Origin of the sequence: Jonquetella anthropi DSM 22815 (assembly GCF_000237805.1) — a bacterium.
GTDB classification, from domain to species: Bacteria; Synergistota; Synergistia; order Synergistales; family Dethiosulfovibrionaceae; genus Jonquetella; species Jonquetella anthropi.
This window is the reverse complement of the sequence record NZ_CM001376.1, coordinates 841510-867811: the sequence shown is the minus strand read 5'-3', so window position 1 is coordinate 867811 and position 26302 is coordinate 841510. Positions and strand designations below refer to the sequence as shown.

Here is a 26302-nt window from a genome sequence, read left to right as displayed (position 1 = left end):
TAAGATAATCTGTCGCAGTCCGTTCTCCGGCTGCGTCGAACCCCTGTGATGGAGTGGTGCGCGTGTATGGGTTTGCAATGAAGGTGTACGGCTGTCAGATGAATCAATATGACGCCAGCAAGATACAGACTGCCCTGACGGCTCTCGGGTGGCACGAGACCGACGAGGAAACTGCCGACGCGGTGATCTTTGTCGCCTGCAGTATCAGGGACAAAGCGGAACACAAGGTATGGAGTGAGCTGGGCCGATATGCAGAGCGCTGGCAGGCCGAAGGAAAACCGGCTGTGGCGGTGACGAGCTGTATCGCTCAGAACGTGGGAACTGAAATGGCCGGCCGTTTCCCTTGGGTGCGGGTCGTCTCGGGTCCTCGGCACATCGGCGACTTGCCTGCCGCGCTGAGCGACGCGCTCGACAACGGCAATCGGCACACGCTGCTTGACGACGACCCGAGAGCGGTCCGCGAACTGGACGTTCCGCCGTCAGTTCGGTCGTTCCAGTGGAAGGCGTCGGTGACGATTTCCCACGGCTGTGACAACTTCTGCACCTACTGCATCGTTCCGTACGTCCGCGGCCGATTCGCGTCCCGCCCGGCGGAAGAAATCCTTGCAGAAGTCCGCTCTCTGGTGGCTGGCGGGGCCAAGGAAATTACCCTGCTGGGGCAGAACGTCGACACGTGGGGGCTAGACTGTCCGGGCGGCATGAGGTTTGCCGACTTGCTGGAGCTCGTCGCCCGCGAGCCCGGCGTGGAGTGGCTCCGGTTTATGACGTCGTACCCGACCGACTTTACCGTCGACGTCGTTGAGACGATGGTCAGGCATTCTAACATCTGTCCGTCCATCAACCTGCCGATACAGGCGGGCAGCGAGCGGGTTCTGCGCGCCATGAACCGGCGGTACTCGTTGGAGGAGTACGCGGACACGATGAAGCTGATACGGGACGGCCTGCCCGAAGTCGGTCTCACGTCTGACCTGATCGTGGGATTCCCCGGCGAGACCGAAGAGGAATTTCAGTGTTCCTTGGCTGCGTTGGAGCGCTTCCGGTTCGACATGGTGCACACGGCGGCGTACTCGCCCCGGCAGGGTACGCCGGCGGCCAAGATGAAAAACCAAATTCCCGCGGCCGTGAAGGAACGGCGTCTGAACGAGGTGAACGACCTGCAGACGTCCATCGCCCGGCAGATCAACCAGTCACTGGTCGGGCGGACGTATAAGGTGCTCGTCGACGGCCCGGCTCCGAAAGGCGACTACATGGAAGCCCGCACGGCGACCGATAAGGTCGTACTGCTAAAAGGCGCAGGCGCGAGTTTCGGTCAGTTTGTCACTGCCAAAATCGATTCGGCCGAGAGCTGGTGTCTCAAGGGAACTGTGCTGCGCTGACGGAGGTGAGGAAGACGAACAAGCGAGGTCGAGGCGCCCTGCTCGTTTTCGTCGCAGCCCTTTGTTTGGCAGCGGCTGGAGTCCTCGTGACCCGGTACACCGGCCGTTGGCCAAAGGGGCAGCCTACGGCAACTGCTGGCCCTGTCCTGCTTGATCCGCTGCCTCTGGTCGGGAGCGAGACCCCCGCGCCTGAGGCGGGCGGTTTTGCCTACCTGACCGGCGAAGTGCGAAAAGAGGGCGTTTACCCCTTTTTAGCCGGCGCTCGGTGGGGCGACATAGTTGACGCCGCGGGCGGCTTGACGCCAGACGCGGACCGAACGGCCGTCAACTTGGCTGCTAAGGCCGTCGACGGCGGACACCTTCATGTGCCAAAGTCGGGCGGCGGGAGCTCCACAGGGCTTCCCGGTTCTGCTCTGACGTCTGATTCGGGGTCAAAGCTGGTGAACGTCAACCAAGCGGGCGAATCGGATTTGGTCCGACTACCCGGCATCGGCCCCGTGCTGGCTCGGCGAATCGTCGAGTGGCGGCAAAAACGCGGCCCGTTCCGCCAGCCCAAGGACCTTCTGCAGGTGAACGGTATCGGAGCGGCAAAACTGGCAAAACTTCAGCCGTTTTTGTCGTTTTAATATGGACCGCTCGTCTTCGTTGGGAGGAGCCCCGGCGCTGTGGCTTCTCGCTCCAGTCTGGCTGTCTCTCAAGCTGTGGCAGGCTGGCATGTCGCCAATTTTTGCTGGAATTGCCGCGCTGCTGATTGCCGCCGGATTTTTGCTCATCCTTCAGCCCGTATGGGAAGCCCCAGAACGGCTGATCGGCTCACTTGTGGCATTTCTCGCTGCAATATCCTGCGCGTGGTGCCTGTCCGGGGTTAGCTTTCAGCCTGTTGCCGCAGGCCGGTTTGACGGGACCGTGACTGTCTGTCGCCAGTTCAGAAGCTCGTCCCTCGTGAGGGACGGCGCGGGCAGACTCTGGGGCGTCAGCGGGCCGATTGAACTTCGCCCCGACGGGGGAACCTATCACGTCATTGGAGACTTTGGGCCTTTGACTGACGAGCCGTCCGACCGACAGGAGCGGCTTTTCTGGCTCTCGTTGGGAGCTGTCGGACGAATTAAAGCCAGCTCAGCTGCCTACCTCGGCGAAGAGCCCGGGCTGATCGCAGCGGCCAGACGCTTTCTGCAAAAGCAGATCGGCGCGCTGCCGCCGCTGACCGGCGGAGTGCTCGGTGCCGTCCTCTTGGGCGATCGGGAGGGTTCGACCAGCGAGAGGTTCCGCAGCTGGGGATTGCTTCATATGCTTGCCGTTTCCGGCTGGCATGTGGGCATCGTCGCCGCTCTGGCGTCCCTGATTCTGGGGCGGGGCCTTCGGGGAGCGATTGGAACGTCGGCCGTCCTGTGGCTGTATGTCGCCCTGAGCGGTTGGTCTGTCAGCGCCGTCCGGGCCGCGGTCATGGCGCAGGGTGCCCTCATTGGGTTTCTGTCCGGTCGACCGGGAGCTTCGCTGAACTCGGCGGCTCTGTCCCTTCTGGCGCTGCTGCTGTGGCAGCCCGGAAGCTTTGCTTCCATTTCTTGGCAGCTGTCAGGGTTGGCCGTGCTGATGGTCACTGGCGTTGCCGGGTGGAAATTTCCGCCCTTTGCGTCTTGGATCGTCCTGCCGACCATCGTCTGGTTCGTGACGTCGCCAATAGCCTCGCCGTTGAGCGGCGGCTTATTCTGGTCCAGTTTGCCGATCAACTTGATGCTGCCGCTTTTTCTGCCGGTTTTCGGGCTGACCGTCCTTTTAAGTCTCGCGTCGCTTTTAACCGGCTGGGAGTTTTTGGCTCAAGCCAGCGAGCAGGTGCTGAGCCTGTGGGGAGCTGCTTCTGACGGGTGGGTTCACCTGATTCCGCAGGCCCTTCCGTCCACTGGTATTCCTCTGGCGCTCTGCTGGGCTCTTGCGGCGGCGGTCTTGTGCCGTCCCATGGGGCTGACGCGCTTTCGGAGCTTGACGTTCGCTGTCGGTTCGTTTGCCTTAGGAAGTTTGCTTTCCGCGGTCTGAGACAGGCAAAAAATTTTTCGAGGTGATGAAATGCTTCTTGCCATTGATGTGGGCAACACGACGACCACATTAGGAGTTCTTGACGGGCGCGACGTAAAGGCCCAGTGGCGGCTGGTAACGACCCGACGAACCTCTGACGAGATAGGATTGGCTATAGACGGCCTTCTTCGGCTTGCCGGCTTTGAGAAGTCTGTTTTGACGTCGGCTATCCTTGCCAGCGTCGTTCCCGGGCTCGACGCGCGCTTTCAGGAGGCCATGAAAAACTATTTCGGTCTCGACTGCCCGTCGGTTCGGTACGACATGGACTTAGGCGTCCAAGTCGACTTGGACATTCCGTCGGAGGTCGGAGCCGACCGGCTGGTCAACGCGGTTGGTGCCGTCGAGCTGGTCGGCGCGCCGGTGATCGTCGCCGATTTCGGCACAGCTATTACGCTCGACGTGGTGCTCCCGGGACCCCGATACGTCGGCGGGACGATCGGCCCCGGCCTCGTGACGAGCGTTGAGGCCCTGTTTGGGAACACCAGCAAACTGCCAAAAATCAACCTGACCGCGCCGAAAAAAGTCGTCGGCCGCTGCACGGCCGAGTGCATCCGAAGCGGCGTTATCCAGGGGACGGCCGCTCTGATCGACGGCATGGTGGGGCGAATCGAGAAAGAGCTCGGCCTTTCGTTTAAAGTCATCGCTACCGGCGGGCACGCCGGGACTGTGGCGTCGGTTTCTGAGCGAATAGAGCGCGTCGATCCTGCACTGACGCTGATTGGCCTGTCGTGTATCGCGAGTCGGATAGCCTAAATATTTCCGTCGGCGGCGTCAGAGCGGCGAACCCGCTGTTTTTGGCTCCGATGGCCAGCGTGACGACCGCGGCGGTGCGGCGCTTAGCGGTACAGCTCGGCGCGGGGCTGACCCACACTGAAATGGCCAGCGCCACAGGGTTGGTTCGCGGCGGCCGTCAGACCCTTCGGGTGCTTGATCAGACGAACGATACCCGGCCGCTGGTCGCTCAGCTTTTTGCCGGCGACGCAGAGTCGCTTGTCCGGGGTGCGGAAGTCGCCCTGACCTGCGGGCCTTTCGACGCGCTGGGAATCAACATGGCCTGCCCGATGCCCAAGGTGCTGAAGCGAGGCGCCGGTTCGGCGCTGCTTGACCGGCCGGACGAAGCCGCCAGCATGGTGCGGGAGCTGTGCCGCTTTGGATTCCCTGTGTGGCCTAAGGTGAGAAAAGAACCTGCCGGATCGGGCATCACGACCGAAGAATTTGTCCAAATCCTGTTTGAAGCCGGCGCGAGCTGCGTTGCCGTTCACGGGCGGACGCCTGGCCAGCGGTACGAAGGGCAGGCGGATCGGAAATCGGTCAAAGAGCTGTGCCGGGCCTTCCCGGGGAGAATCCTCGCTTCCGGCGACGTTTTTACCGCAGAGGACGTTCTCGACTACCTTTCGGCCGGCGCCGGAGCCGTCCTACTCGCCAGAGGGTTTATCGCCGACCCGTTTATCGTCCCTCGGTCGCTTGACCTGCTGAGCGGGCGTCCGGAAGCGCGGCCCTCGTTGGCGTCTCGGTACGAAATCTTTTGCGAATTTGCCGGAGAACTGGAACGGCTTCACGGCCCAAAAATGGCGCTGGGAATGGTCAAGCGGTTTGCCCCCGGCTTTTTCAAGTTTCAGGCTGGAGCCGGCGCGCTGCGCCGAACTCTTGGTCCTATCAACGATTGGAACGAAATGCAAATTCGGCTGGACGAGTGGTTCGGCCAAAGTGAAAGGGGAAAAGAACATGCCAGAAACGCCGCAGAACTTGACGGCTGATACTGAAATTGTCCGTCAGAGGCTTGACAAGCTCCGCCGCCTGAACGAAGAGGAAGGGTACAACCCGTACAAGCCCGAAAAGTGGAACGTGACCCACACGGCTCAAGCTGTCGCCGAGACCTATGGGGCTCTTGAGCCCGAACAGGCCGACGAAAGCGCCGCGCTTTCCATGGCCGGACGGGTGATGACCATCCGCCGGCAGGGGAAGCTGGCATTTGCCCACCTGCAGGACGAGACGGGAACCATTCAGATTTACTTCCAGCTCAACGCTCTTGGAGAAAAAGAATATGAGTTCTTCAAGAAGTGGATCGATACCGGCGACATCATCGGCCTCTGCGGCCACCCCTTCCGAACCAAGCGCGGCGAACTGACCGTCGCCGTCAAGTCGTTCCAGCTGCTCAGCAAGGCGCTTCGCCCGCTGCCAGAGAAGTGGCACGGATTGTCGGATATGGAAGTGCGCTACCGGAAGCGCTACGTCGACCTGATCGCCAACCCGGAGGTGCGCGACGTGTTCCGCCGCCGGGCCGCCATCATCACGTCGTTCCGCTCCACGCTTGAAAGTCACGGCACGCTCGAGGTTGAAACGCCCGTGCTTTCCTACTTGGCTGGCGGTGCCAACGCCCGGCCGTTCATCACCCACCACAACGCCCTCGACATGGACATGTACCTGCGCATCGCCGTCGAGCTGTTCCACAAGCGTCTCGTGGTCGGCATGATGGGCCGGGTCTACGAAATTGGAAAGAACTTCCGCAACGAAGGCATGGACCTGATGCACAACCCCGAGTTCACCATGATGGAAGTGTACTGGCCGTACTGCGACTATGAGGTCATGATGAACCTGACCGAAGAGCTGATCCGAAACGCCGCCGTGGCCTCCAACGGTAAGGCGAAAATCGAATGGCAGGGCACGAGCCTTGACTTCGAGTCGCCGTTCCGCCGGGCCAGCATGGTCGAGCTGGTCAAGGAGCATACCGGCGTTGATTTCTCGTCGCTGACCGACGAAGAAGCCCGAAAAGAGGCTGCGTCCCGCGGCCTAGAAGTGAAGCCGACGGACAGCCGGTTCAAGATTCTAACCGAGTTCATGGAAGAGTTTGTCGAAGACCAGCTGATTCAACCCACGTTTGTCACCGGCCACCCGGTTGAGATTTCCCCGCTGGCGAAGAAGGACCCGCTGAACCCGGATTACACCCATCGGTTCGAGCTGTTCTGCTGCGGCAAGGAGCTGGCCAACGGGTACAGCGAGCTGAACGACCCAGTCGACCAGAAAGCCCGGTTCATCGACCAGATGAAAAAGAAGAGCGAAGGGGAGGACGAGACGCACCCGTACGACGCGGACTTCGTCGAGGCTCTTGAGCAGGGGCTTCCGCCCACCGGCGGCCTTGGAATCGGCATGGACCGGGTCATCATGTTCCTCACCAACTCCAAGTCCATTCGGGACGTCATTTTCTTCCCGACGATGAAGCCTCTGCAGGCTGGAGAAGGACAGAAGTAACTACCGAAACGAGGAGGCAGAAGCGTGTCGGACCGAGCCCGTTACGACGAACTGGTTGAGACCGTCAACGAGAACTCGTACCTGTACTACGTCAAAGACGCCCCAGTGCTGAGCGACTTCGAGTGGGACCAGCTCATGAACGAGCTTTTGTCCATCGAGCGGGAGCACCCTGACTGGATACGCCCCGATTCGCCGTCCCGGCGGGTTGGCGGCACGGCGCTGGACGCCTTCGAAAAGGTCACGCACCAAATTCCGATGCTCAGCTTGGAAGACGTGTTCAGCCCCGAAGAGCTGACGGGCTGGCTGGCTCGCGCGGAAAAGGAAATCGGTTCCCAATCGGAATGGTGCTGCGAGCTCAAGATCGACGGGCTGGCTATATCGCTGATCTATCAGGACGGCGTCTTCGTCCGCGGTGCCACCCGGGGCGACGGACACGTGGGCGAGGACGTAACCGCCAACCTGCGGACCGTTCGCTCCCTGCCTCTCAAGCTGCGCGGCTCAGTCCCCGGGCTGCTTGAGGTGCGCGGCGAAGTCTACATGGACAAAACGAGCTTTGAGGCCCTTAACCGGCGCAGGGAAGAAGCCGGCGAAGCGCTTTTCGCCAACCCGCGCAATGTGGCCGCCGGGTCATTGCGCCAGCTTGACCCGACCGTGACGTCTCAAAGGAATTTGCAGGTTTTTCTGTACTACGTGATGAACCCGCACGAACGGGGGTTTGAGACGCAGTCCGACTGCCTGAACTGGATGGCGTCAGTCGGCCTTCCCGTTCAGCCGGCTTGGCGCGTCAGCAGGGGAACGGCCGAAGCGGCTCAGTTCGTCGAAGAGTGGCGAGACCGACGGTTCGATCTGTCCTATGGAACCGACGGCGTCGTGTTCAAGGCGAACAAGCTTTCCGACTGGGATCTTTTGTCGGCGACGTCGCGGACGCCTCGGTGGGCCGTGGCGTTCAAGTACCCGCCGGAAGAGAAAACGGTTCACCTAGACGCGATCGACGTCTCAGTCGGCCGAACAGGCGTCATCACCCCGGTGGCGATCTTTCAGCCGGTCGTCTTGTCGGGAACCAACGTGTCGCGGGCAAGCCTGCACAACGGCGGAGAGATTGCCCGCAAGGACATCCGCGTCGGCGACTGGATTACCGTCCGAAAAGCCGGGGAGATTATCCCGGAGGTGGTGAAGTCGGACGCCTCGCGCCGGGACGGGACTCAGACCCCGTTTATCATGCCGGAACGCTGTCCGTCTTGCGGTCATCCGGTGGTTCAGCTTCAAGGCGAGGCGGCTCTACGGTGTCAGAACGTCAGCTGTCCGGCGCAAATGCTCGCCAGGCTCGTTCATTTCGCTTCCCGGGGCGCCATGGACGTTCGCGGTCTCGGCGAGGCTTTAGCCCAGCAGCTGCTGAGCTCCCGTCTTGTCGTCACTCTGGCTGACCTGTATCGGCTGACGGCCGATCAGCTGGCCGGCCTGGAGCGAATGGGCGAGAAATCGGCCTCTTCGCTCGTCCAAGCTTTAGAAGGGGCCAAAAAACGGCCGTTAGACAGACTTCTCGTCGCTCTGGGAATTCCGCTGGTCGGGCCGTCGGCCGCCCGCGCGCTGGTAGGCCGGTTCGGCTCTTTAGAGGCCATAGGACAGGCGACGGAAGACGAGCTCTCGAAGGTCGAGGGCATTGGCCCGGCGATTGCCGGTTCGGTAGCGTCATGGCTGGCTGACTCGGCAAACAGGGCCCTGCTTCAGGACTTTTCGTCGCTGGGACTTGAGGCGTGCACGTCGCGCGAGCCAACTCAGCCGGCCCAACCGGGGCCGTGGACAGGGCAGGTGATCGTCTTCACCGGCGAGATGGCGTCCATGCCTCGGTCACAGGCCTCAGAATTGGCGCGCGGTCTCGGGGCGAAAGTCACAGGATCGGTCAGCTCCAAGACGACGCTTCTTGTAGCCGGAGAGGCCGCAGGGAGTAAACTTGATAAGGCAAACAGCCTGGGGATCCCGGTGATCTCAGAAGAAGAATTTCTGTCCCGGCTTCAGGCGGCAAAGAGTACACTGTAAGAAACTCGGCCTTGCCGAGAAAAGCATCAGCGAAGGAGGATACCATGACTGGCCTCACGAAGGAAGAAATCCTGAAAATCGGCAAACTCGCCAGACTGGAAATTGATCCGAGCGAGCTTGACGCGTTGGAAAAGCATTTCGGCAGCGTCCTGTCCTACTTTGAAGTGCTGAAAGAACTGGACGTTTCGTCGGTCGATCTGGCTGACAAGGAAGGCGCCGAGTCCATGAGACTGGAGCCCGACGAGATCGGCGACAGCGGATCGAACCGAGAAGCGATTCTCTCCCAGGCCCCTCAGCGGGACGGGGACTTCTTCCGCGTGCCTAAGATCGGAGGCGACGAAGAGTAATGGACCTTTTTCGACTGACTGCCCGAGAAATGCTCGACGGGATGGCTGCCGGCAAGTTCACCAGCCGTCAGATTGTCCAGTCATGCTTTGACAGGATTGAGGCCCTTGAGCCGACGTTGCACGCCCTGCTGTTTATTAACAAAACGCAGGCGCTGGCTGACGCCGACGCCGCAGACGCCGCCCGTCAGGCGGGAAAGCCCCTCGGCCTTCTGCACGGCGTGCCGGTTATCCTGAAGGATAACCTGTGCACCAACGACATGCCCACAACCTGCGCTTCGAAGATGCTGGAGCACTACGTGCCGCCGTACGACGCGACGGTAGTCAAACTCCTTCGTCAGGCCGGCGCGGTCTTCTTAGGCAAGGCAAACATGGACGAGTTCGCCATGGGCGGCTCCACCGAGAACTCGGCTTTCGGCCCCACTTATAACCCGTGGGATCCATCCCGTGTCCCCGGCGGCAGTTCAGGCGGCAGCGCCGCGGCTGTGGCTGTCGGCTACGCGCCGCTGGCGCTTGGCAGCGACACCGGCGGGTCCATTCGTCAGCCCGCGTCGTTCTGCGGCCTGTTCGGCATGAAGCCCACCTATGGACAGGTGAGCAGGTACGGACTGGGCGCGTACGCCTCGTCGCTCGACCAAGTTGGCGGCTTTGCCCGGACCCCGGAAGACCTTTCCCTGCTACTGACCGTCCTCTGCCAGTTCGACCCGTACGACTCTACTTCGGCGAAACGCCCGGCTCCTGACCTGTCAATTCGTCGGCCAGAGAACCTTAAGGGGCATAAAATCGGCGTCCTGAGCCTGCCGGAGGACATGGCCTCGTCGATCGACGTTCAGGTTCGTTCAACCCTGAGCGACGCCAGAAAGCGCTTGGCCGACCTCGGCGCCGACGTCGTCGACGTTTCGCTTCCCGTCACGATGAAGTACGGTTTGGCGTGCTACTACGTCTTGGCCCCGGCAGAAGCCAGCGCCAACCTTGCCCGGTACGACGGCGTGCGCTACGGCTCGGCAGCGGTGGGCGCGTCGTCGCTCATTGACCTGTACACCCGCACCCGGGGCAGGTTCTTCGGCCCGGAGGTAAAGCGCCGTATTCTGACCGGCACGTACGTGCTCAGTTCCGGGTTCTACGACGCCTATTACCTGACCGCCCAAAAGGTTCGGCAGAAACTCAAAGAGGAGTTCGCTCAGGCGTTTTCTTCGGTTGAAGCCCTTCTGCTGCCCACGTCGCCGACGCCGGCATACCGCATTGGCGAGGTCACGGACCCGGTCGCCATGTACATGGCTGACCTGTTCACCATCCCGGTGAACTTGGCCGGGCTGCCGGGCGTCACCTACACGGCCCGGTTCACCGATAACGGACTTCCAGTCGGACTTCAGCTCGTCGGCGCCCAGTGGACCGACGGGAAACTGCTGAACTTGGCTGCTCTGTTAGGCAGCGAACATGAAAACGTCATCGCGGAAGGGAAGGTGCGGTCATGACGGCTTCTTATCATCCAGTCATCGGCCTTGAAATTCACGTTCAGCTGAACAGCAAGACAAAACTCTTCTGCCGCTGTAGCACCGACTATATCGGCGCCGTGCCGAACACCAATATCTGCCCGCGCTGCACCGGTCAGGTCGGCTCTCTGCCGGTGATGAACGAGGCGGTCGTCCGCATGGGCGTCCGCGGCGGGCTGGCGCTGAACTGCCATATCAATCTGGTCACCCGGTTTGACCGCAAGAACTACTTCTACGCCGACCTTCCGAAGGCGTACCAGATCTCCGAGTTCTACCTCCCGCTGGCCGAGCACGGCACCTTAACGATCACCGACGACGACGGCAACTTGAAGAAAGTAGGCATCACTCGCCTTCACCTGGAGGAGGACGCCGGCAAGCTCGTTCACGGCGGCAGCGACGGCCGAATCGTGTCGTCCACCCAGTCGTTCGTCGACTTCAACCGTTCCGGCGTCCCGCTGGCCGAAATCGTCTCCGACCCGGACCTTCGGTCGCCCGGCGAGGCAAAGAGGTACGTCATGGCCATTCGGCGACTCGTTCGGTATCTTGGCATTTCCGACGGCGACATGGAGCGGGGATCAATGCGCTGTGACGCCAACATCTCCGTCAAGTTTGACGACGGCCGATGGAGCTCCCGCACGGAAGTAAAGAACATGAACTCGCTGAAGGCCATTGAAAGCGCCTTGGCCTACGAGATTCAGCGCCACATCGCCCTTGTGGAAAGCGGCCGGCACGTGACGGCAGAAACGCGCAACTGGGACGACGCCAACAGGGTTACCACCGCGTCCCGAAGCAAGGAGGAAGCAAACGACTACCGGTACTTCCCCGAGCCGGATCTACCGCCGCTTGTCTTAACCCAAGACTTTGTCGACCAACAGGCGCGCAGCCTGCCGGAACTGCCGGATGCCCGGTATCAGAGGTACCTGAGCCAGTACGGACTGCCGGCTGAGGACGTGGATGTGCTGTATGAGAGCCGAGAGCTGGGCGACTATTTTGAAGAGATCGTCGCCGCTGGCGCCAGCCCGCGCAAAGCGTCAAACTGGATCCTTAACGACGTGCTGCGCCTTGTGACCGGCGACTTCTCGGCTGAAAAGCGGCCCATGTCCCCGGAACGGCTGGCTGGCCTGATTAAGCTGAACGAAGACGGAAAGATTTCCACCACCCAGGCGAAAGAGCTCTTCGAAGTGATGATTGCCAAGAACATGACCGCAGAAGAGGCCGCCAAGGCGACGAATCAGCGCATCGGCGCCGTCGAAGGGAGCGAGCTGGGGCAGATCGTGGAAAAGGTTCTGGCCGCCAACGCGGACGTGCTGGAAGTCATCCGTTCCGGTCAGGACAAAAAGGACAAGAAGCGCAAATTCCTGCAGGGACTGATCATGAGGGAAGTGAAGGGACAGGCCTCGCCTCAGGAAGTTTCTGCCCTGCTGGACGAGAAGATCGGTTAAAAACGGTCTGAATCTGTTACAATAGATCAGTAATTGCGGGAAGCTCTGCCTCGGCACGAACGCTGTCCCGTTGAGGAAACCCCTTAAGGAGGTACAGGTGAATGGCACTCAGAACAGAAGACATTCGAAGCATCGCCGTGGTGGCCCACGGTGGAGCCGGCAAGACTTCCCTGACGGAGGCCATGCTGTTTGACGCCGGCGCCGTTACCCGACTCGGGACGATTGAAGCGGGCAATACCACCTCCGACTTCTCTTCCGAGGAGCAGAAACGGACCATTTCGATCAGCACCTCGCTGCTGAACTTCGACCATCGCGGGAAAAAGGTTTTCGTTCTCGACGTGCCCGGCTACGCGGACTTCATCGGCGAAATGCGCTCCGCCCTGCGGGTTGCCGGCAGCGCTGTTATGGTCGTCAGCGCCACTGACGGCGTTGAAGTCCAGACCGACAAGGCGTGGGAATTTGCCAAAGAGTTTGAGACTTCCACGATTTTCTTCATCAACAAAATGGACCGGGAAAACGCCGACTACAACGGCGTTTTCGAGCAGATCCGCGCTGACCTGACCAAAAACGCCTACCGTCTTCTGCTGCCAGTCGGCAAAGAGGCGGGATTTAAAGGCGTGGTCGATATCCTTAAAGACCGGGCGTACATCTACGACGACGCCTCAGGCAAGTTCAAGGAAGGCGACATCCCTGCCGACATGGTTACGGATGCACACCGCGCCCGCGGATACCTCGTCGAGGCAATCGTCGAGGACAGCGATGAGCTGATGCTGCGGTACTTGGACGGCGAAGACATCCCCGTTGACGAGCTCATTCCTGTGCTTCGCCAGTGCATCGCCAAGTGCAAGATCTTCCCCGTCATGCCCGGTTCTGCCACTGCTAACATCGGCGTACCGCAGCTGATGGACCTGATCGTCAACTATCTGCCCGACCCGACGGCCATGAGAGAGCGGCCGGCTGTGAAAGAAGATCGGGAGATCTTCATCAAAGCCGATCCTCAGGCCCCGTTCAGCGCGCTGTGCTTCAAAGTCATGGTCGACCCCTACGTTGGCAAGCTCTCGTTCATTCGCGTCAACTCGGGCACGCTGACCAGCGACCAGACCATTTACAACGTCAACCGGCAGGAAGAGGAACGGATCAGCAGCTTCAAGATCATGCAGGGCAAAGACGGCGTTGACGTCAAGGAAATCACCACCGGCATGATCGTCGCCATTCCCAAGCTCACCAGCACGCGTGTCGGCGACACCTTGGGCAAAGCTGGCAGCAAGGTCCTGTATCCCACCATCAAGTTCCCCACGCCGGTGTACTCTGTGGCCGTTGACGCCCAGTCCAGAGGCGACGAGGACAAGCTGGGCAACGCGGTTCATCGGATGCTCGAAGAGGACCTGACCCTTCGGTTTGAAAAGAACCCGGAAACCAACGACAACGTGCTGTCCGGCATGGGCAACCTTCATCTGGACATCGCCTTAGCCAAGATCAAGGAGCGCTACGGCGTTAACCTGAACACCCGCACGCCGAACGTGCCCTATCGGGAAACCATCCGCAAGTCCGCCAAGGCTCAGGGCAAGCACAAGAAGCAGACCGGCGGACACGGCCAGTACGGCGACGTGTACATCGAGTTCTCTCCGCTAGAGCGGGGCGCCGGATTCGAGTTTGAGGACAAGATCGTTGGCGGCGCGATTCCCAAGCAGTACATCCCGGCCGTTGAAAAGGGCCTGCGGGAGTGCATGGTCAAAGGCGTCTTGGCTGCCTACCCGACGGTAGACTTTAAGGCCTCGCTTTACTTCGGCTCCTATCACGACGTCGACAGCTCCGAAATGGCCTTCAAGACTGCCGCACACTTGGCGTTCAAAAAGGGCATGACAGAAGCCTCGCCTGTGCTCCTTGAGCCGATCATGAACGTTGAAGTCATGGTCGCCGACACCTACCTAGGCGACGTGATGGGCGACTTCAACACCCGGCGCGGCCGCATCATGGGCGTCGACTCGCTGGGACGGCTGCAGGTCGTCAAGGCTCAGGTTCCTCAGTCTGAAATGTTCCAGTACGCCATTCAGCTTCGCTCCATGACCTCTGGGCGCGGCACCTTCACCATGGAATTTTCACACTACGACACGGTGCCGGAAGAAGTCAGCAAGAAGATTATCGCCGCCCGTCAGGGCTTGCTGGCCGAAGAAGAGGAGTAGCTTCAAAAGTCCCGCCTCATACCGCGCGAGCGGCACGGGGCGGGACTTTTCTTTGGACGAGTTTCTCTTTTCTAGAACCTAATCAGCAGAGCGGCCTGTTGACCGTTGGGAAGCGATTGAAGGACGATACGAACCGCCGCGCCGGTCCATTGAGCGTCCGGAACAGAGCTTTTCGCCGGCGTCGTCTTTTGGGGCGCGCCCCAAAGTTTTTTGCAGGCTGCCAGCAGAGCGGCCTTGTCTTTTTCCAAAACCTGAACGCCGCCGGCTCGGAACCCCTGCGGGCCGAACTCGTAATAAACTCCCACCGCCGGCACGCCGTTCCACGACGTCTCCGGCTTTGTCTTGACGTAGAGATCTACGCCTTTTCCAGTGGAAGTGACTTTTTGAAGAGCCTTCTTGAACGACGCAGCTTTTTGACCGGCCTTGATACCGCCGAAGCTCGTCGGCTCGTTCTTCAAAGTCGGGGCGCGAGGCGCCACATTCGCCGGCGTGGGATAGAGCCGCAGAATCCACAAGTTGTCCTGAGGAAACAAAAGACAAGTCGTCTTTTGCCCTTGCCACAGGTACCCCTTGGCCCCTTTTGTGTCCGTCAACTCAACCTGCTGAGGATCCCCCCAACGCTGAGAGCACTCTTTCAACGCGGCGGCCTTTTGGTTTGCTGCAAATGCCATTTCTACGGCCGAAAGCTTGCCGGAAGAGAACTGATAAATCACCAATTTGGTGGGAATGGATCCAAAAGGTTCTTTTTCGCGCTTTTCCCGCACAAAATTTTTTGTGTCCCCGTCCATCATAGGAAGAAAACGAGCCTGCTTTGTCGTTTGAGGAGTCCCCCAATTCAGTCCTCCATAGCCGGATGGTTCGTTAGAAAAGGCTTCGGCATGGGAAATAAAAGTTGCCAGCAGCAACGCCGCGCCGGCGAATGAAAAAAGACGATTCATATTTTTCCTCCAAGAAAATATTACCCCACAAACGGCCTGATCAGAGGGCAAAGCTACTTTAACAGCAGGACAAAAGGGAGTCAACAAGTTGACTCCGCGTAACACAAGGAACTGGCCACTTCTCAGGCAAAAAGAAAGCATTCAGATAAAAGGACCTTTATCAAACGAACCAGCCCGTGTAGCCCGTTTGAGGCTTGTCGACACGTGTGGAGCCTAACGTCTTAGAAATCTCCTTGGTCGCTTCAAGGAGGAACGGCAGAACCGCTTCAATCTTCATCTGGATATTTATCCCAGTAATGTGAGGCAGCGTGATGCTCAGAGCGGCGATGACCTCATTGGTATGGTTAAAGATCGGCGCGGCCAAGCATGAAATACCGCGGAACTGTTCCTGATTATCGACCCCATAGCCTTTTTCCCTGATAAGGGCCAATTCTTCACGCAGTGTTGTTTCATCGGTAATCGTATTTTCTGTGTAGGCCTTAAACTGCCGCAGCCCCCGAGGTGTCGGATGTTCCGCGGACTCAGACAGCAATCGGTCGAGCTTTTCTTCCGGCAGGTTCGCGAGAAGAACTTTCCCCAACCCGGTGCAGTACAGCGGGAAAAGAGATCCAAGGGGCAAGTGAATTTGAAGTGGCAGCGAACTCTCAATCTTGTAGATATACATGACCGAGTGACCGGCCAGAACTGCCAGATTGACGCTTTCACCGGTCCTCGTCGACAGCTTGTGCATGGCCGGCGACGCGATCTGATCAAGGCCTGTATGCTGGATTACCGCGTTGCCGATCTTGAAAAACTTCAAGCCGTTTAAGTATTTGGACGTCCTGGGATTCTGGTCAATATATCCTAACGACTTCAACGTTTTCAGGATCCGGTATACCGTGCTCTTATCGAGAGAGACTGCCTCGGCAATCTCAGAAACGCCAAGTTCGGCGTGATCCGTTAACGCCTCGATAATAGAGAACGCCCGGACAAGCGTTTGCACTTGTTTGCGCGGTTGAGTGTCTTCTGACATCGTTTCTAGACTCCTTCAAAAGGAAGATTGAAAGACCGCAAGCCTGATGTTGTGCCTGCACGCCTCTGATTAACGTTGTACAATCACTGTCGGTGCGTTGGAAGGTACATACGAACGAACGTATTTCCTAAACTGTTTCGCTGCTTCCTAAAATTAACCTTATTGTCTGGCTTATACTATAAATGAGATGCATTTCCCCCGCCAGAGTCCCAGAGTCATGCGCACAAGGCACCTAAATATTATATAGGGACAATCTAAATTTCACCGTTATATCTAATGGACGGGGTTTGCATTCTGTAGTTACAGGTTCAGTCTTTGTTCCATCGAGCGTTAAAAATTTGCTGCTGATAAGGAGGCTGCGGGGATGGGGGAGAAAGAGGATACCAGCGTTCTCAAGAAAAACGAATACGGTTTCGTCGAAGACCCTCGGTACAAGGTCTGCGAGCGCGAGGCGCGGTACGGAATTATTTTAGGGCTCGTCAATTTAGCAGTCTGGGCCATTGCAGGCTATGGATTAGGAAGCGGCCCAGTGGAAAATTACTCGTACATCATGGGATTCCCGGCTTGGTTTTTCATCAGCTGCATACTTAATTCTCTCCTCGCCGTCGGCGCGACAATTTACATCGTTAAACGAAAGCTCCTCAACATGTCCTTGGACCGCATGACCGAAGAAGAAGCTGCTGCGTTTGTGCGCAAGGAGGTCCAAAAGCGATGAACTCCATCGAGTGGCTGACCTTAGTGCCCGTCGTCGTTTACTTCGCCGCGATGTACGCGATCGGCTTCTACGCGTCCGCGATGGTCAATCGGGCCAGCAAGCGAAAAGGCGGTAGCGGATCCGCGTTCCTCGAAGAGTACATGATCGGCGGCCGCTCCACCGGCGGCTTTGTCCTAGCGATGACGCTCGTTTCAACGTATCTCAGCGCCGGCAGCTTTATCGGCGGGCCAGGCACGGCCTACCGCCACGGCTTGGCGTGGGTCTTTTTAGCGATGGCTCAGATCCCCACCGGATATTACACCCTCATGGTTTTGGGGAAGAAGTTCGCTATCGTCTCCCGAAAAACGGGGGCGAACTCTATTTCTGACTTCCTGCGCCAGCGGTACGAGAGCAAGGCCGTGCTGATCATTGCTTCCCTGTCAATCATTTTCTTTCTCATCGCGGCAATTGCCGCACAGCTGATCGGCGCCAGTCGGCTGCTTCAGGGATCGACCGGCTTGGACTACAAGAGCGCGCTTCTTTTCTTCGCCGTCACTGTGATCGTTCACACAGCGGTAGGCGGCTATCGGGGCGTGGCGTTTAACGGCACGTTGCAGGGAATTGTCATGACATGCTCAACTGTGGCGCTTTTCGCCGCTGTCGTCATTAACGGCGGCGGCATCGCGAACATCATTCAGACCATGAAAGCCATGAACCCGAACACCATTTCGCCGTTCGGCGCACAGGAAGGCTTCATGACGGTCCCGTGGGTATCCAGCTTCTGGGTTCTCGTCGGATTTGCCGTTATCGGCCTTCCGGCAGTCTCCCAGCGCGCTATGAGCTATAAAGACACCCAGAGTATGCACTCTGCCATCGTGTACGGCAGCGTCGTGTCTTTGCTGCTACTGATGGGGATGCACTTAGTAGGAGCCTTCGGAGTGACGCAGGTGTCTGGCATCTCCGCCGGCGACTTGGTCGTCCCGACGCTCATCAAGAACCTGTTCCACCCGCTGATTGCCGGCATCGTCCTAGCCGGACCGTTGGCCGCCGCCATGTCGACCGTCGACTCTCAACTTTTGGTCGTCGTCGCGGCCATTGTCAACGACCTTTTGGTGAACTATATCAGGCCAGAGCTGAAAACGAAGGCTAAAACCCTTCGCCGCCTGACGTTTTTCACCTGCTCTGTCGTCGGTCTCATCACGATCGCACTCGCTTTCAACCCGCCGGACCTGATGGTGTGGCTCAACCTGTTCGCCACCGCGGGACAACTTTCGACGTTTCTGTGGCCGACGATTTTGGGATTGTACTGGAAAGGAGCCAACGCTCAAGGAGCTCTTGCCAGTATGGTCGTGGGAATTGGCTCGTATCTGGTCTTCAATTATTACGTTCCTCGCCCTCTGGCCCTGCACCCGATCGTGCCGTCCCTTGTCCTGTCGTTGATCGCCTTCGTCATCGTCTCTCAAACTACGAAAAAGCCTTCCGAGCGAGTGATTCGCCTTTTCTGGGAACTTTAATTAATCATTCTGTCAGGCCGTCCCGCTTGGGACGGCCTTTTCTATTTTGTTCGGCGAGCATCTAGCGCATAGCTGCCACGATATTCTTTCATCAAAATCTTGCTTTAATACGTTACTTGACAATCGTTAAAGCGACACTATAATGAAAATCACATAGTAATATTATGTTTTACTATACGAAACACCATTAAGATCTGTGGTTACGGGAAGCCTTACACCGCCGCTGTGCAGGCAACCGCTGGGACGTTGGGAGTCATGATTCCGCCGAGCATTCCTATGATCATTTACGGGGTGATGACCGGCGTATCAGTCGGCGGGCTTTTTATGGGCGGCGTGCTTCCTGGCATCTTCATTGGTTTTTCATTAATCGCGGTCGCGTGGGTTATCGCTCGTAAAAACGGGTACCGGGGAGACCAACGGTACAGTTGGAGAAGCAGGTGGAAGGCTTTTAAAGAAGCATTTTGGGCCCTCCTCATGCCGGTAATTATTCTCGGCGGCATTTACGGCGGGGTGTTTACCCCAACCGAAGCGGCAGTCGTCGCCGTCGTGTATGGGCTGTTTGTCGGTTTTTTCGTCTACCGCGAACTGAAAGTGCAGCAGATCAAGTCGATTTTCGTCAAAACAGCCGTGAGTACTGCGGTCGTGATGTTCATCATTGGGGCCTCATCTGCCTTCAGTTGGGTCATTACAGCACACCATATTCCTCAAATGGTGACTAAGGCACTTCTCAGCATCACGACGAACAAAATCTTCATTTTGATCCTCATCAACTTGCTGCTTCTGTTTATTGGCACTTTCATGGAAACAGTGGCGTCGATCATCATTCTTGTTCCAGTTCTCCTGCCAGTTGTCACCGCTATTGGCGTGGATCCGCTTCATTTCGGCATTGTGCTGGTGGTGAACTTAGCCATCGGCATGGTGACTCCGCCACTTGGAGTGTGCCTATTTGTGAGCTGTTCTATCGCGGATATAACGCTGGAGGATATTACCAGAGCTGCTATCCCATTCATTCTTGTGATGATCGTCGACATTTTTATTCTCACGTTTGTACCTGCTTTGAGCACGTTCCTGCCGCGGGCAATGGGACTGTGCTGACCGAATGTTCTTGTGATGCGCAGAAGCATGTTTTCGTAGCGTGCAGTTGAGGGCGTAACGTTAATTCATTCCGAGGGAGACTTCAGCATGAAGAAGAAGATGTCGGTTCTTGATTTCAAACGGTACAAGGCGGAGGGAAAAAAGTTTGCTTACGTGACGGCGTACGACTACACGATGGCTTCGATCGTCGACCAAAGCGACGTGGAAGTTATTCTGGTCGGGGACTCTCTGGGCATGATCATGCTGGGCTATAAGGACACAACGCCCGTCACAATGGACGATATGATTCACCACATTCGTCCGGTTGTGAAGGGCGCTCCCAACACGTTTATCGTCGGCGATATGCCTTTCGGATCGTACAATAAGAGCATCGAGCAGGGCATCGAAAACGCCACGCGCATGATCAAAGAAACCGGCTGTGACTGCGTCAAGCTGGAAGGCGGAGCCAAATATGCCGAGCTGGTTCATGCGATCGTCAACTCGGGCATCTCTGTGATGGGGCATATTGGGCTGACGCCGCAGAACGCGACGCAGCTTGGCGGCTTCAAAGTCCAGGGCGGCACGCCTGAAGCGGCTCAGCAACTGATTGAGGACGCCAAGGAGTTGGAGCGGGCCGGCGCGTTCTCGATCGTCCTCGAGTGCGTTCCCAAGGTGGTCGGCAAGGCGATCAGCGAGGCCGTCTCCGTCCCGATTCTTGGCATTGGAGCCGGCCCATATGTCGACTGCCAAGTCCTCGTGACGCAGGACTTGCTTGGAATGTACGGCGACTTTAAGCCGAAGTTCGTCAAGCTGTTCGCCAACGTGCGCGACGTGATGGTGAACGCGTTGAACGAGTTCCATAAAGAATCTCTCAGCGGAGAGTTCCCGTCCGACGAGTACAGCTTCAATAAGGATGTCCCGCTGAACAAGCTTTATTAGTCTTTTGGCGCACAAAAGGGAGGCCGACTTCTTTACCAGAAGCCGGCCTCCCTGTTTGTTTCGAGAAAAAAGCTATTTCTTTTCTTCCCGCTGGGCGATAGCCTTGGCCACCGCTGCGGAGACTTTGTCAGCATCTGGCCGATAGGGCAAGGTGATATGGTACTTGCCCGGGTACTTGGCGTTGACTTCCCGCGCCACTTCTTCGGCGTGGTTGCAGCGCGCCCATGCGCGGCGGCCTACTCCGCCTAAAACGTCCCACATCATGGACGAACGAATGATCTCGTCGGTTTCCGGCCGGCCGTCGAGCAGCAGGCCGAATCCGCCGTTGATGCACTTGCCGATGCCGACACCGCCGCCGTTGTGAAGCGTGCACAGCGTCATGCCGCGGGCGGCGTTTCCGGCGAAGGTCTGAGTTGCCATGTCGGCGCAGATGTTGCTTCCGTCATAGATGTTGCTGGTCTCGCGGAACGGGCTGTCCGTCCCGGAGACGTCGTGGTGGTCACGGCCAAGCATGACCGGGCCGATTTTCCCTTCCCTGACCAGCTGGTTGAACCGCAGGGCGATGTCCCGACGGCCTTCGGCGTCCTGGTAGAGAATGCGGCACTGGGTGCCGACGACGAGTTTGTTCTTTTCCGCGTCGCGGATCCAGACCCAGTTGTCGTAGTCTTGGCTACGCCGGTTGGGATCGATGCAGTCCATTGCGGCCTGGTCGGTTGCCACGAGGTCTTCGTGCCGGCCGCTCAGGCAGCACCAGCGGAACGGTCCGTAGCCGTAGTCGAACAGGACGGGCCCCATGATGTCTTCGACGTAGGATGGCCAAATGAACCCGTCGTAGGTGTCCTGTCCGTTCTTGGCAATTTCCTTGACGCCGGCGTCGAAGACGGCCCGCATGAAGGCGTTGCCGTAGTCGAAGAAGAACGTGCCTTTTTTGGTAAGCCGCTTGATGACTTCAAAGTGGCGGCGGAGGGACTCGTCTACACGGCGGCGGAATTCCTCCGGGTTTTCGTGAAGCATCTTCGTCCGCTCTTCAAAGGTGAGGCTGACAGGGCAGTAGCCGCCATCGTAAACGGCGTGGCAGGACGTCTGGTCGGAGAGAAGATGAATGAAGATGTCGTGGCTGTCGGCGTATTCCAGAAGGGTGACCACGTTGCCGTGGTAGGCGATCGACAGGGCCTTCTTGGCCGCAAGAGCCTCCTTGGCCAGAGCGAACGCTTCTTCAGGCGTCTCGGCGACCTTGCTCACCCAGCCCTGATCGTACCGCGTTTTGATTCGGGAGGCGTCAACTTCAGCGATAACAGCCACAGCACCGGCGATTTCGCCGGCCTTGGGCTGAGCGCCGCTCATGCCGCCCAGTCCTGACGAGACGAACAGGATGCCAGCCAAGTTCTCTCTGGGGCCGACGCCGAACTTCTGCCGTGCGGCGTTCAAAATGGTATTGAATGTGCCGTGCACGATGCCCTGCGGGCCGATGTACATCCAGCCGCCGGCGGTCATCTGACCGTAGTTGGTGACGCCGAGCTGCATGCCCCGGTGCCAGTCCTCCTGGTTGTCAAACAGGCCGACAAGGAGTCCGTTGGTGATGATGACCCGCGGCGCTTCCGGCTTGGAAGCGAACAGTCCGACCGGGTGGCCGCTTTCGATGACAAGAGTGGTGTCGTCGGTGAGCTGCTCCAAGTACTTCTTGATGAGCCGGTACTGAAGCCAGTTCTGGCAGACCTGTCCGGTCTCGCCGTAGGTGACGAGCTCATAGGGATAAAGAGCAACGTCAAAGTCCAAGTTGTTGTCGATCATCACTTGGAATGCCTTGCCGGCCAAGCATTTCCCCTTGTACTCGTCAATCGGCTTGCCGTGCAGTTTCCCTTCCGGCCGGAACCGGTAGGCGTAGATGCGGCCACGGGTGCGGAGCTCTTCCATGAACTCGGGGATCAAGGCGTCGTGCAGCTCCTCAGGGACGTATCGAAGGGCGTTCTTGAGCGCCAGTTCGGTTTCGGACTGGGACAGCGTCCAGCCCCGGTCAGGAGCGCGACGGATGCCTTCGACGAACTTCGGATAATCGGGCAGAGTAGCGTCCAGCTTAATCGTCATCGCCTCGCGGTTGAGGCTGTTTTCGCTTTTTGCGAACAAACGGGCCGCCTGTGCAGCAGATTGGGCGGTCTTATCCCGCGTTTTCGCTTCGTTCATTGTGACGCCTCCTCAGAAGATATAAACTTTTGTTATGCCAGAGCCTTCTCAAGCAGCGCTTTAACGTCGGCCACGGCGGCTTCTGCAGTCTCGAGCGCCTTTTTAATTCTGTCCTTGACGGAAGCCGAGAACGCCTCGTCCTTGAAGCCCAGCAGGTTCACTCTCACGTTGTAGCTGGCGGCAATGGCGCCGGCCATGGCCATGTGAGCGGCAGAGCCGCCGTCGGTGACGGCGTTCGGATTGCCGTAGGTCACGGCAGTTTTTGCCAAGCAGGCCGCTTTGGCGCAGGCTTCGCAGGTTTTCAGCGGAACTTCAATGGTCACCTTCGTGGCCGCCTGAATGGCCTTGCTCCGGGCCGCTTTTTCCTCGTCAGTGCCCTTGGGCAACTTAAACGCTTTCATCAGCTCGTTGAACGATTCTGTGTCCTCGTCGATCAGGTCCAGCAGCTCCGACGCGAGTTCTTTCCCCTCGGTCAGCAGCGGCTTGATCATCGGCTCATTGTCCTTGAACTTTTCCCGACCGACAGTCAGTTCGGAAACCATGGAGGCAAGTCCGGCAGCCAAACTGCCGGCAAGGGCCGCCACGCTGCCGCCGCCAGGCGCAGGAGAGTTGGACGCGAGTTCCTTCACAAAACCGGTTACAGTCATTTCCACGAGCTTCATGTAATATCCCCTTTCAGATTTATTGGTTCAAAAAACTAAAACCACACTAAGAAACGTACACGCCGCGCTTGTACACTTCGACGACTGGGCTCGTGCCGGCGTGGTATGCGAGGATCGCCGGCGTCTCCCCGTCGAGCAGGAGGAAGTCGGCCTGCTTTCCTTTTTCCAAGCTGCCGATCTTGTCCTGCATTCCAAGACTCCACGCCGGGTTCAGCGTGGCCCCGACGAGGGCCTCTTCAACCGTCATGTTCATGTTCATGACGGCCAGCCCGACGACAAACGGCATGGACTCGCAGAAACAGCTTCCCGGGTTGCAGTCAGTTGCCAAGGCAACCGGCACGCCCAAGTCGATCATCTTCCGCGCCGGGGCGTAGGGCTTTTTCAGGCTGTAGGCCGTGGCGGGCAACAGGTCGGCGATGACGCCGGCCCGTCCCATGGCGGCCAAGTTCTTTTCGTTGGCAGCCAGCAGGTGTTCTGCAGAAATGGTTCCGAGTTCTGCCGCCAGCCCTGCGCCGTCGGTGTCAAACACTTCGTCGGCGTGGATCCTCAGCCCCATGCCAAGGTCCCGGGCCGCCTGCAGAAGCCGGCGGCTTTGAGGGACAGTGAACACGCCCTCTTCGCAGAACACGTCGCAGAACTTCGCGATGCCCTGTGCCTTCACGGCCGGGAGCATTTCAGAGATCATCAAGTCGATGTACTTATCCGGGTCGGACTTGTACGCCGGCGGAACCGCGTGAGCGCCCATGAAGGTCGGGACGATGTCCAGCGGCGTTTCTTCGGCGATTCGGCCGATGACCCGAAGCATTTTGAGCTCCAGCTCGGTCGTCAGGCCGTAGCCGCTCTTGATTTCCATGGTCGTCGTGCCGGTCGAGAGGGCCGACAGGACGTTGCTCAGAGTCTCTTCAAACAGCTCTTCTTCGGTGGCTCCTTCCACCGCCTTGACGGAGGAGAGAATACCGCCGCCAGCGGCGAGGATTTCCAAGTAGGTCTTGCCGGCCAGCCGCATGGAGAACTCTTTTTCCCGCCGAGCAGCAAAGCAGATGTGGGTATGAGGGTCGACGAAGCCGGGAATCATGCAGCACCCGTCGCAGTCTTCCTCCGTGACGTCGTCAAACGCCTCGGCTGTCGCCTTGACTTCGTCCTCGTCGCCGACCGCTTGAATAATGCCGTCGCAGGCCAGCAGTGCGCCGCGCTCCCAGCTGACCACCCGCCCCTGTTCCGAGCCGGCGGCCGGTCTCTCACCGCTGATAGGAGTCGTAATTGAAACGTTGGTAAAAAGGGACGCGCTCATGGCGCTACGCTTCCTGTTCTCCCATCAGTTCCAGCAGCTTGAGCTCCAGCACCTGCTCGTTCTGGAAGTCGTCGATCTGCATGTAGTACGCCGCGCTGTCCAGCAGTGCCCCGGCGGGAATCATGCCGTACACTTCGGTGCCGTTGACGGTCACGCCCCAGCGGGCCGCTTCCATGCGGATGAACTCAAGGGTCCGATACATGGCGGTCTTCTCGTAGTCAACGATGTTCATCGACACCTGGACAAGGCCTTTTTCTTTCAAGTCAACGCCCATGCCCTTGACGCAGGCGAAGCCGCCGCCGGAGGCGCGAACGCGCTTGGCGATGGCGTCGGCGATAGCCTTGTTCGTCGTGTTCAGGTTGACGTTGTAGGCCACGAGGAACTTGCGGGCGCCGATGACCGTGCCTCCGGCGGTGGGGTGAAGCCGATCCTTGGTTCCCACGTCGGGCTGACGGCTCGGGTCAGTCTTTACAAGTTCCTTCAGGGCTTCGTACTGGCCCTTGCGAATCTGCTCAAGCCGAGTGCGGTCCGGCCGGACGGACGCGGCCTCGTAGAAGAACACGGGCACGTCAAGCGCGTCGTTGAACCGTTTGGCGAAGCTGTGAGCCAGCTCGACGCACTCGTCCATGGTGATGTTCTTCACCGGCGTGAAGGGGATGACGTCCACCGCGCCAAGACGGGGGTGAGCTCCCTGATGGGTGTTCAGGTCGATATTCTCGACCGCAACCCGGCTGGCCTCGAGAAGGGCGTCGCAGATGGCCTGAGGCTCGCCGACCAAACTGACTACCAGTCGGTTGTGGTCTTGGTCCGCCCGGTAATCGAACAGATAGCAGCCCTTGCGGTTCTTAAACGGGGCGACGATGGCCTCGATGACGTCCTGACGACGGCCCTCACTGAAATTCGGTACGCATTCGATTAACTGTCTTGCCATGGACAACACCCTTTCAAAATTTATTGAGCGGCAGGCCCAGGTCTGCCGAAGTTCTACAAGTTTTGAGAGATGACCCGTGACGTTGCCAACAGCTTCTGAAGGAGCTCATCAAACCGGTCTGAGAACGTTCCGGCCAGTCCGGCCAACCCCAGCTGAGCCACAAACTCGCCTGACTGGTCGAAAACAGGCACGCTCAAATCAGCGGCGTGGGCGATCCACTCTTCCTGAGAAAACGCCCAGCCCTGACGGCGTATCGTCTGGACGTCATTTCGCAGCGCGCTTTCGGAGGCCTGCCGTCCGTCAGGCCGAACTGGCGAGGCACGGAAAACCTTTTCGCGGACGCTTTCCGGCGCCCAGCTCAGGAGAATTTTTCCCGTCGCTCCGGCGTGAAGCGGCACTGTCATGCCGGGATGAGCGACGAACTTGACCGCCATTTCCGGCTCCTCGGTGTGAACGCACAGGCCGCGGTCGCCGTCGAGCAGACTGAGCAGCGCGGTCTTTCCCGTCGCCAGAGCGAGTTCCCTCATCGGACCGGCGACCCGCTGGGCCAAGACGTCAGAAATGTTTCCGCTCCTGCCGAGCAGCAGAAAACGAAGGCTTGGGCAGAACCGGTCGTTGGCATCCCGAACGACCCAGCCAGCAGAAGACAGGGAAAGAAGGAGTCGGCCCACAGAGCTTCGAGGGACTGCCGTTTGAGCTTCGAGATCACGAACCGTCAGACGCCCCTTGCCGCGGGTCAACGCTTCCATCAGAACAACTACTTTCGCCGCCGCGTCGAGCCGCTCGTCCTTGTCCACCCGCTCCACCTCCATAAACAGGACAGCTTGTCCCATTAATTTCATCATACGGGCCGATTCTCTGAAAGTCAAGGT

The 26302-nt window shown here is 58.8% G+C and carries 22 protein-coding genes; 15 read left to right on the top strand and 7 right to left on the bottom strand.

Translation table 11 applies throughout. The annotated features are described in order from the left end of the window. The first annotated feature begins 62 nt into the window (after positions 1-62). The 11 genes from miaB (at position 63) to fusA (ending at position 14194) form a co-directional block, all read left to right on the top strand. The gene (gene miaB / locus JONANDRAFT_RS03990; protein ID WP_008522876.1) at positions 63-1376 is read left to right on the top strand and encodes a tRNA (N6-isopentenyl adenosine(37)-C2)-methylthiotransferase MiaB; all 1314 of its coding nucleotides are present in this window, start codon (positions 63-65) and stop codon (positions 1374-1376) included. Between the two features lie 5 nt (positions 1377-1381). After that, positions 1382-2002, top strand: coding sequence for a ComEA family DNA-binding protein (locus JONANDRAFT_RS03985; protein WP_021775994.1), 621 nt, complete (start codon positions 1382-1384; stop codon positions 2000-2002). 1 nt (position 2003) lies between these two features. Beyond that, on the top strand, positions 2004-3407 hold the full coding sequence (locus JONANDRAFT_RS03980) for a ComEC/Rec2 family competence protein (RefSeq protein WP_008522872.1): 1404 nt from the start codon (positions 2004-2006) through the stop codon (positions 3405-3407). A gap of 30 nt (positions 3408-3437) precedes the next feature. Continuing rightward, positions 3438-4199, top strand: a complete 762-nt coding sequence (locus JONANDRAFT_RS03975; RefSeq protein WP_008521166.1) for a type III pantothenate kinase — start codon at positions 3438-3440, stop codon at positions 4197-4199. Continuing rightward, a complete protein-coding gene (locus JONANDRAFT_RS03970) occupies positions 4175-5203 on the top strand; it encodes a tRNA dihydrouridine synthase (protein WP_008522870.1) in 1029 nt (342 codons plus the stop codon). The genes JONANDRAFT_RS03975 and JONANDRAFT_RS03970 overlap by 25 nt, the downstream gene beginning before the upstream one ends. Next, positions 5172-6695: a lysine--tRNA ligase gene (gene lysS, locus JONANDRAFT_RS03965; protein WP_008521164.1), complete on the top strand. Its 1524-nt coding sequence runs from the start codon at positions 5172-5174 to the stop codon at positions 6693-6695. Before JONANDRAFT_RS03970 ends, lysS begins: the two co-directional genes overlap by 32 nt. A gap of 24 nt (positions 6696-6719) precedes the next feature. Further along, entirely contained in the window at positions 6720-8732 is a 2013-nt protein-coding gene (ligA, locus tag JONANDRAFT_RS03960) for an NAD-dependent DNA ligase LigA (protein ID WP_008522868.1), read from the top strand. A 44-nt stretch (positions 8733-8776) separates the two neighbouring features. Next, on the top strand, positions 8777-9079 hold the full coding sequence (gene gatC, locus JONANDRAFT_RS03955) for an Asp-tRNA(Asn)/Glu-tRNA(Gln) amidotransferase subunit GatC (RefSeq protein ID WP_008521162.1): 303 nt from the start codon (positions 8777-8779) through the stop codon (positions 9077-9079). Next, on the top strand, positions 9079-10551 hold the full coding sequence (gene gatA / locus JONANDRAFT_RS03950) for an Asp-tRNA(Asn)/Glu-tRNA(Gln) amidotransferase subunit GatA (RefSeq protein WP_008522866.1): 1473 nt from the start codon (positions 9079-9081) through the stop codon (positions 10549-10551). Before gatC ends, gatA begins: the two co-directional genes overlap by 1 nt. Then, positions 10548-12011: an Asp-tRNA(Asn)/Glu-tRNA(Gln) amidotransferase subunit GatB gene (gene gatB / locus JONANDRAFT_RS03945; RefSeq protein WP_008522865.1), complete on the top strand. Its 1464-nt coding sequence runs from the start codon at positions 10548-10550 to the stop codon at positions 12009-12011. The genes gatA and gatB overlap by 4 nt, the downstream gene beginning before the upstream one ends. Positions 12012-12112: 101 nt before the next feature. Further along, the gene (gene fusA / locus JONANDRAFT_RS03940; RefSeq protein WP_008522863.1) at positions 12113-14194 is read left to right on the top strand and encodes an elongation factor G; all 2082 of its coding nucleotides are present in this window, start codon (positions 12113-12115) and stop codon (positions 14192-14194) included. A gap of 71 nt (positions 14195-14265) precedes the next feature. On the opposite strand, the gene JONANDRAFT_RS03935 is transcribed toward fusA, so the two are convergent. Both JONANDRAFT_RS03935 and JONANDRAFT_RS03930 read right to left on the bottom strand, forming a co-directional pair. Next, on the bottom strand, positions 14266-15219 hold the full coding sequence (locus JONANDRAFT_RS03935) for a hypothetical protein (protein WP_155887018.1): 954 nt from the start codon (positions 15217-15219) through the stop codon (positions 14266-14268). A gap of 73 nt (positions 15220-15292) precedes the next feature. Beyond that, positions 15293-16144 carry an IclR family transcriptional regulator gene (locus JONANDRAFT_RS03930; RefSeq protein WP_008521149.1) on the bottom strand — a complete coding sequence of 284 codons (852 nt, stop codon included), beginning with the start codon at positions 16142-16144 and terminating at the stop codon, positions 15293-15295. A 364-nt stretch (positions 16145-16508) separates the two neighbouring features. Between JONANDRAFT_RS03930 and JONANDRAFT_RS03925 the strand changes: the two genes are divergently transcribed. The 4 genes from JONANDRAFT_RS03925 (at position 16509) to panB (ending at position 20365) form a co-directional block, all read left to right on the top strand. After that, positions 16509-16859, top strand: a complete 351-nt coding sequence (locus JONANDRAFT_RS03925) for a YhdT family protein (protein WP_008521146.1) — start codon at positions 16509-16511, stop codon at positions 16857-16859. Then, positions 16856-18352 carry a sodium/pantothenate symporter gene (panF, locus tag JONANDRAFT_RS03920; RefSeq protein ID WP_008521144.1) on the top strand — a complete coding sequence of 499 codons (1497 nt, stop codon included), beginning with the start codon at positions 16856-16858 and terminating at the stop codon, positions 18350-18352. The genes JONANDRAFT_RS03925 and panF overlap by 4 nt, the downstream gene beginning before the upstream one ends. A 153-nt stretch (positions 18353-18505) precedes the next feature. After that, positions 18506-19447, top strand: coding sequence for a TRAP transporter large permease (locus JONANDRAFT_RS03915; protein WP_324602920.1), 942 nt, complete (start codon positions 18506-18508; stop codon positions 19445-19447). An 87-nt stretch (positions 19448-19534) separates the two neighbouring features. Beyond that, complete coding sequence (gene panB, locus JONANDRAFT_RS03910; RefSeq protein WP_008522859.1) at positions 19535-20365, top strand: 3-methyl-2-oxobutanoate hydroxymethyltransferase; 831 nt, start codon at positions 19535-19537, stop codon at positions 20363-20365. 72 nt (positions 20366-20437) lie between these two features. Here panB and JONANDRAFT_RS03905 read toward each other — a convergent pair whose 3' ends face one another. From JONANDRAFT_RS03905 to JONANDRAFT_RS03885, 5 genes are read right to left on the bottom strand one after another with little or no spacing between them, the layout of a single operon-like run. Continuing rightward, the gene (locus JONANDRAFT_RS03905; protein WP_008521131.1) at positions 20438-22546 is read right to left on the bottom strand and encodes a urocanate hydratase; all 2109 of its coding nucleotides are present in this window, start codon (positions 22544-22546) and stop codon (positions 20438-20440) included. Positions 22547-22578: 32 nt separating this feature from the next. Next, a complete protein-coding gene (locus JONANDRAFT_RS03900; RefSeq protein WP_008522857.1) occupies positions 22579-23208 on the bottom strand; it encodes a cyclodeaminase/cyclohydrolase family protein in 630 nt (209 codons plus the stop codon). A gap of 46 nt (positions 23209-23254) precedes the next feature. Further along, complete coding sequence (gene hutI, locus JONANDRAFT_RS03895; RefSeq protein WP_008521127.1) at positions 23255-24499, bottom strand: imidazolonepropionase; 1245 nt, start codon at positions 24497-24499, stop codon at positions 23255-23257. A 4-nt stretch (positions 24500-24503) separates the two neighbouring features. Next, positions 24504-25430, bottom strand: a complete 927-nt coding sequence (gene ftcD, locus JONANDRAFT_RS03890; RefSeq protein WP_008521125.1) for a glutamate formimidoyltransferase — start codon at positions 25428-25430, stop codon at positions 24504-24506. A gap of 53 nt (positions 25431-25483) precedes the next feature. Beyond that, positions 25484-26263 (bottom strand): IclR family transcriptional regulator, encoded by a 780-nt coding sequence (locus JONANDRAFT_RS03885; RefSeq protein ID WP_233417379.1) that lies wholly within the window; start codon positions 26261-26263, stop codon positions 25484-25486. Positions 26264-26302: the final 39 nt, after the last annotated feature.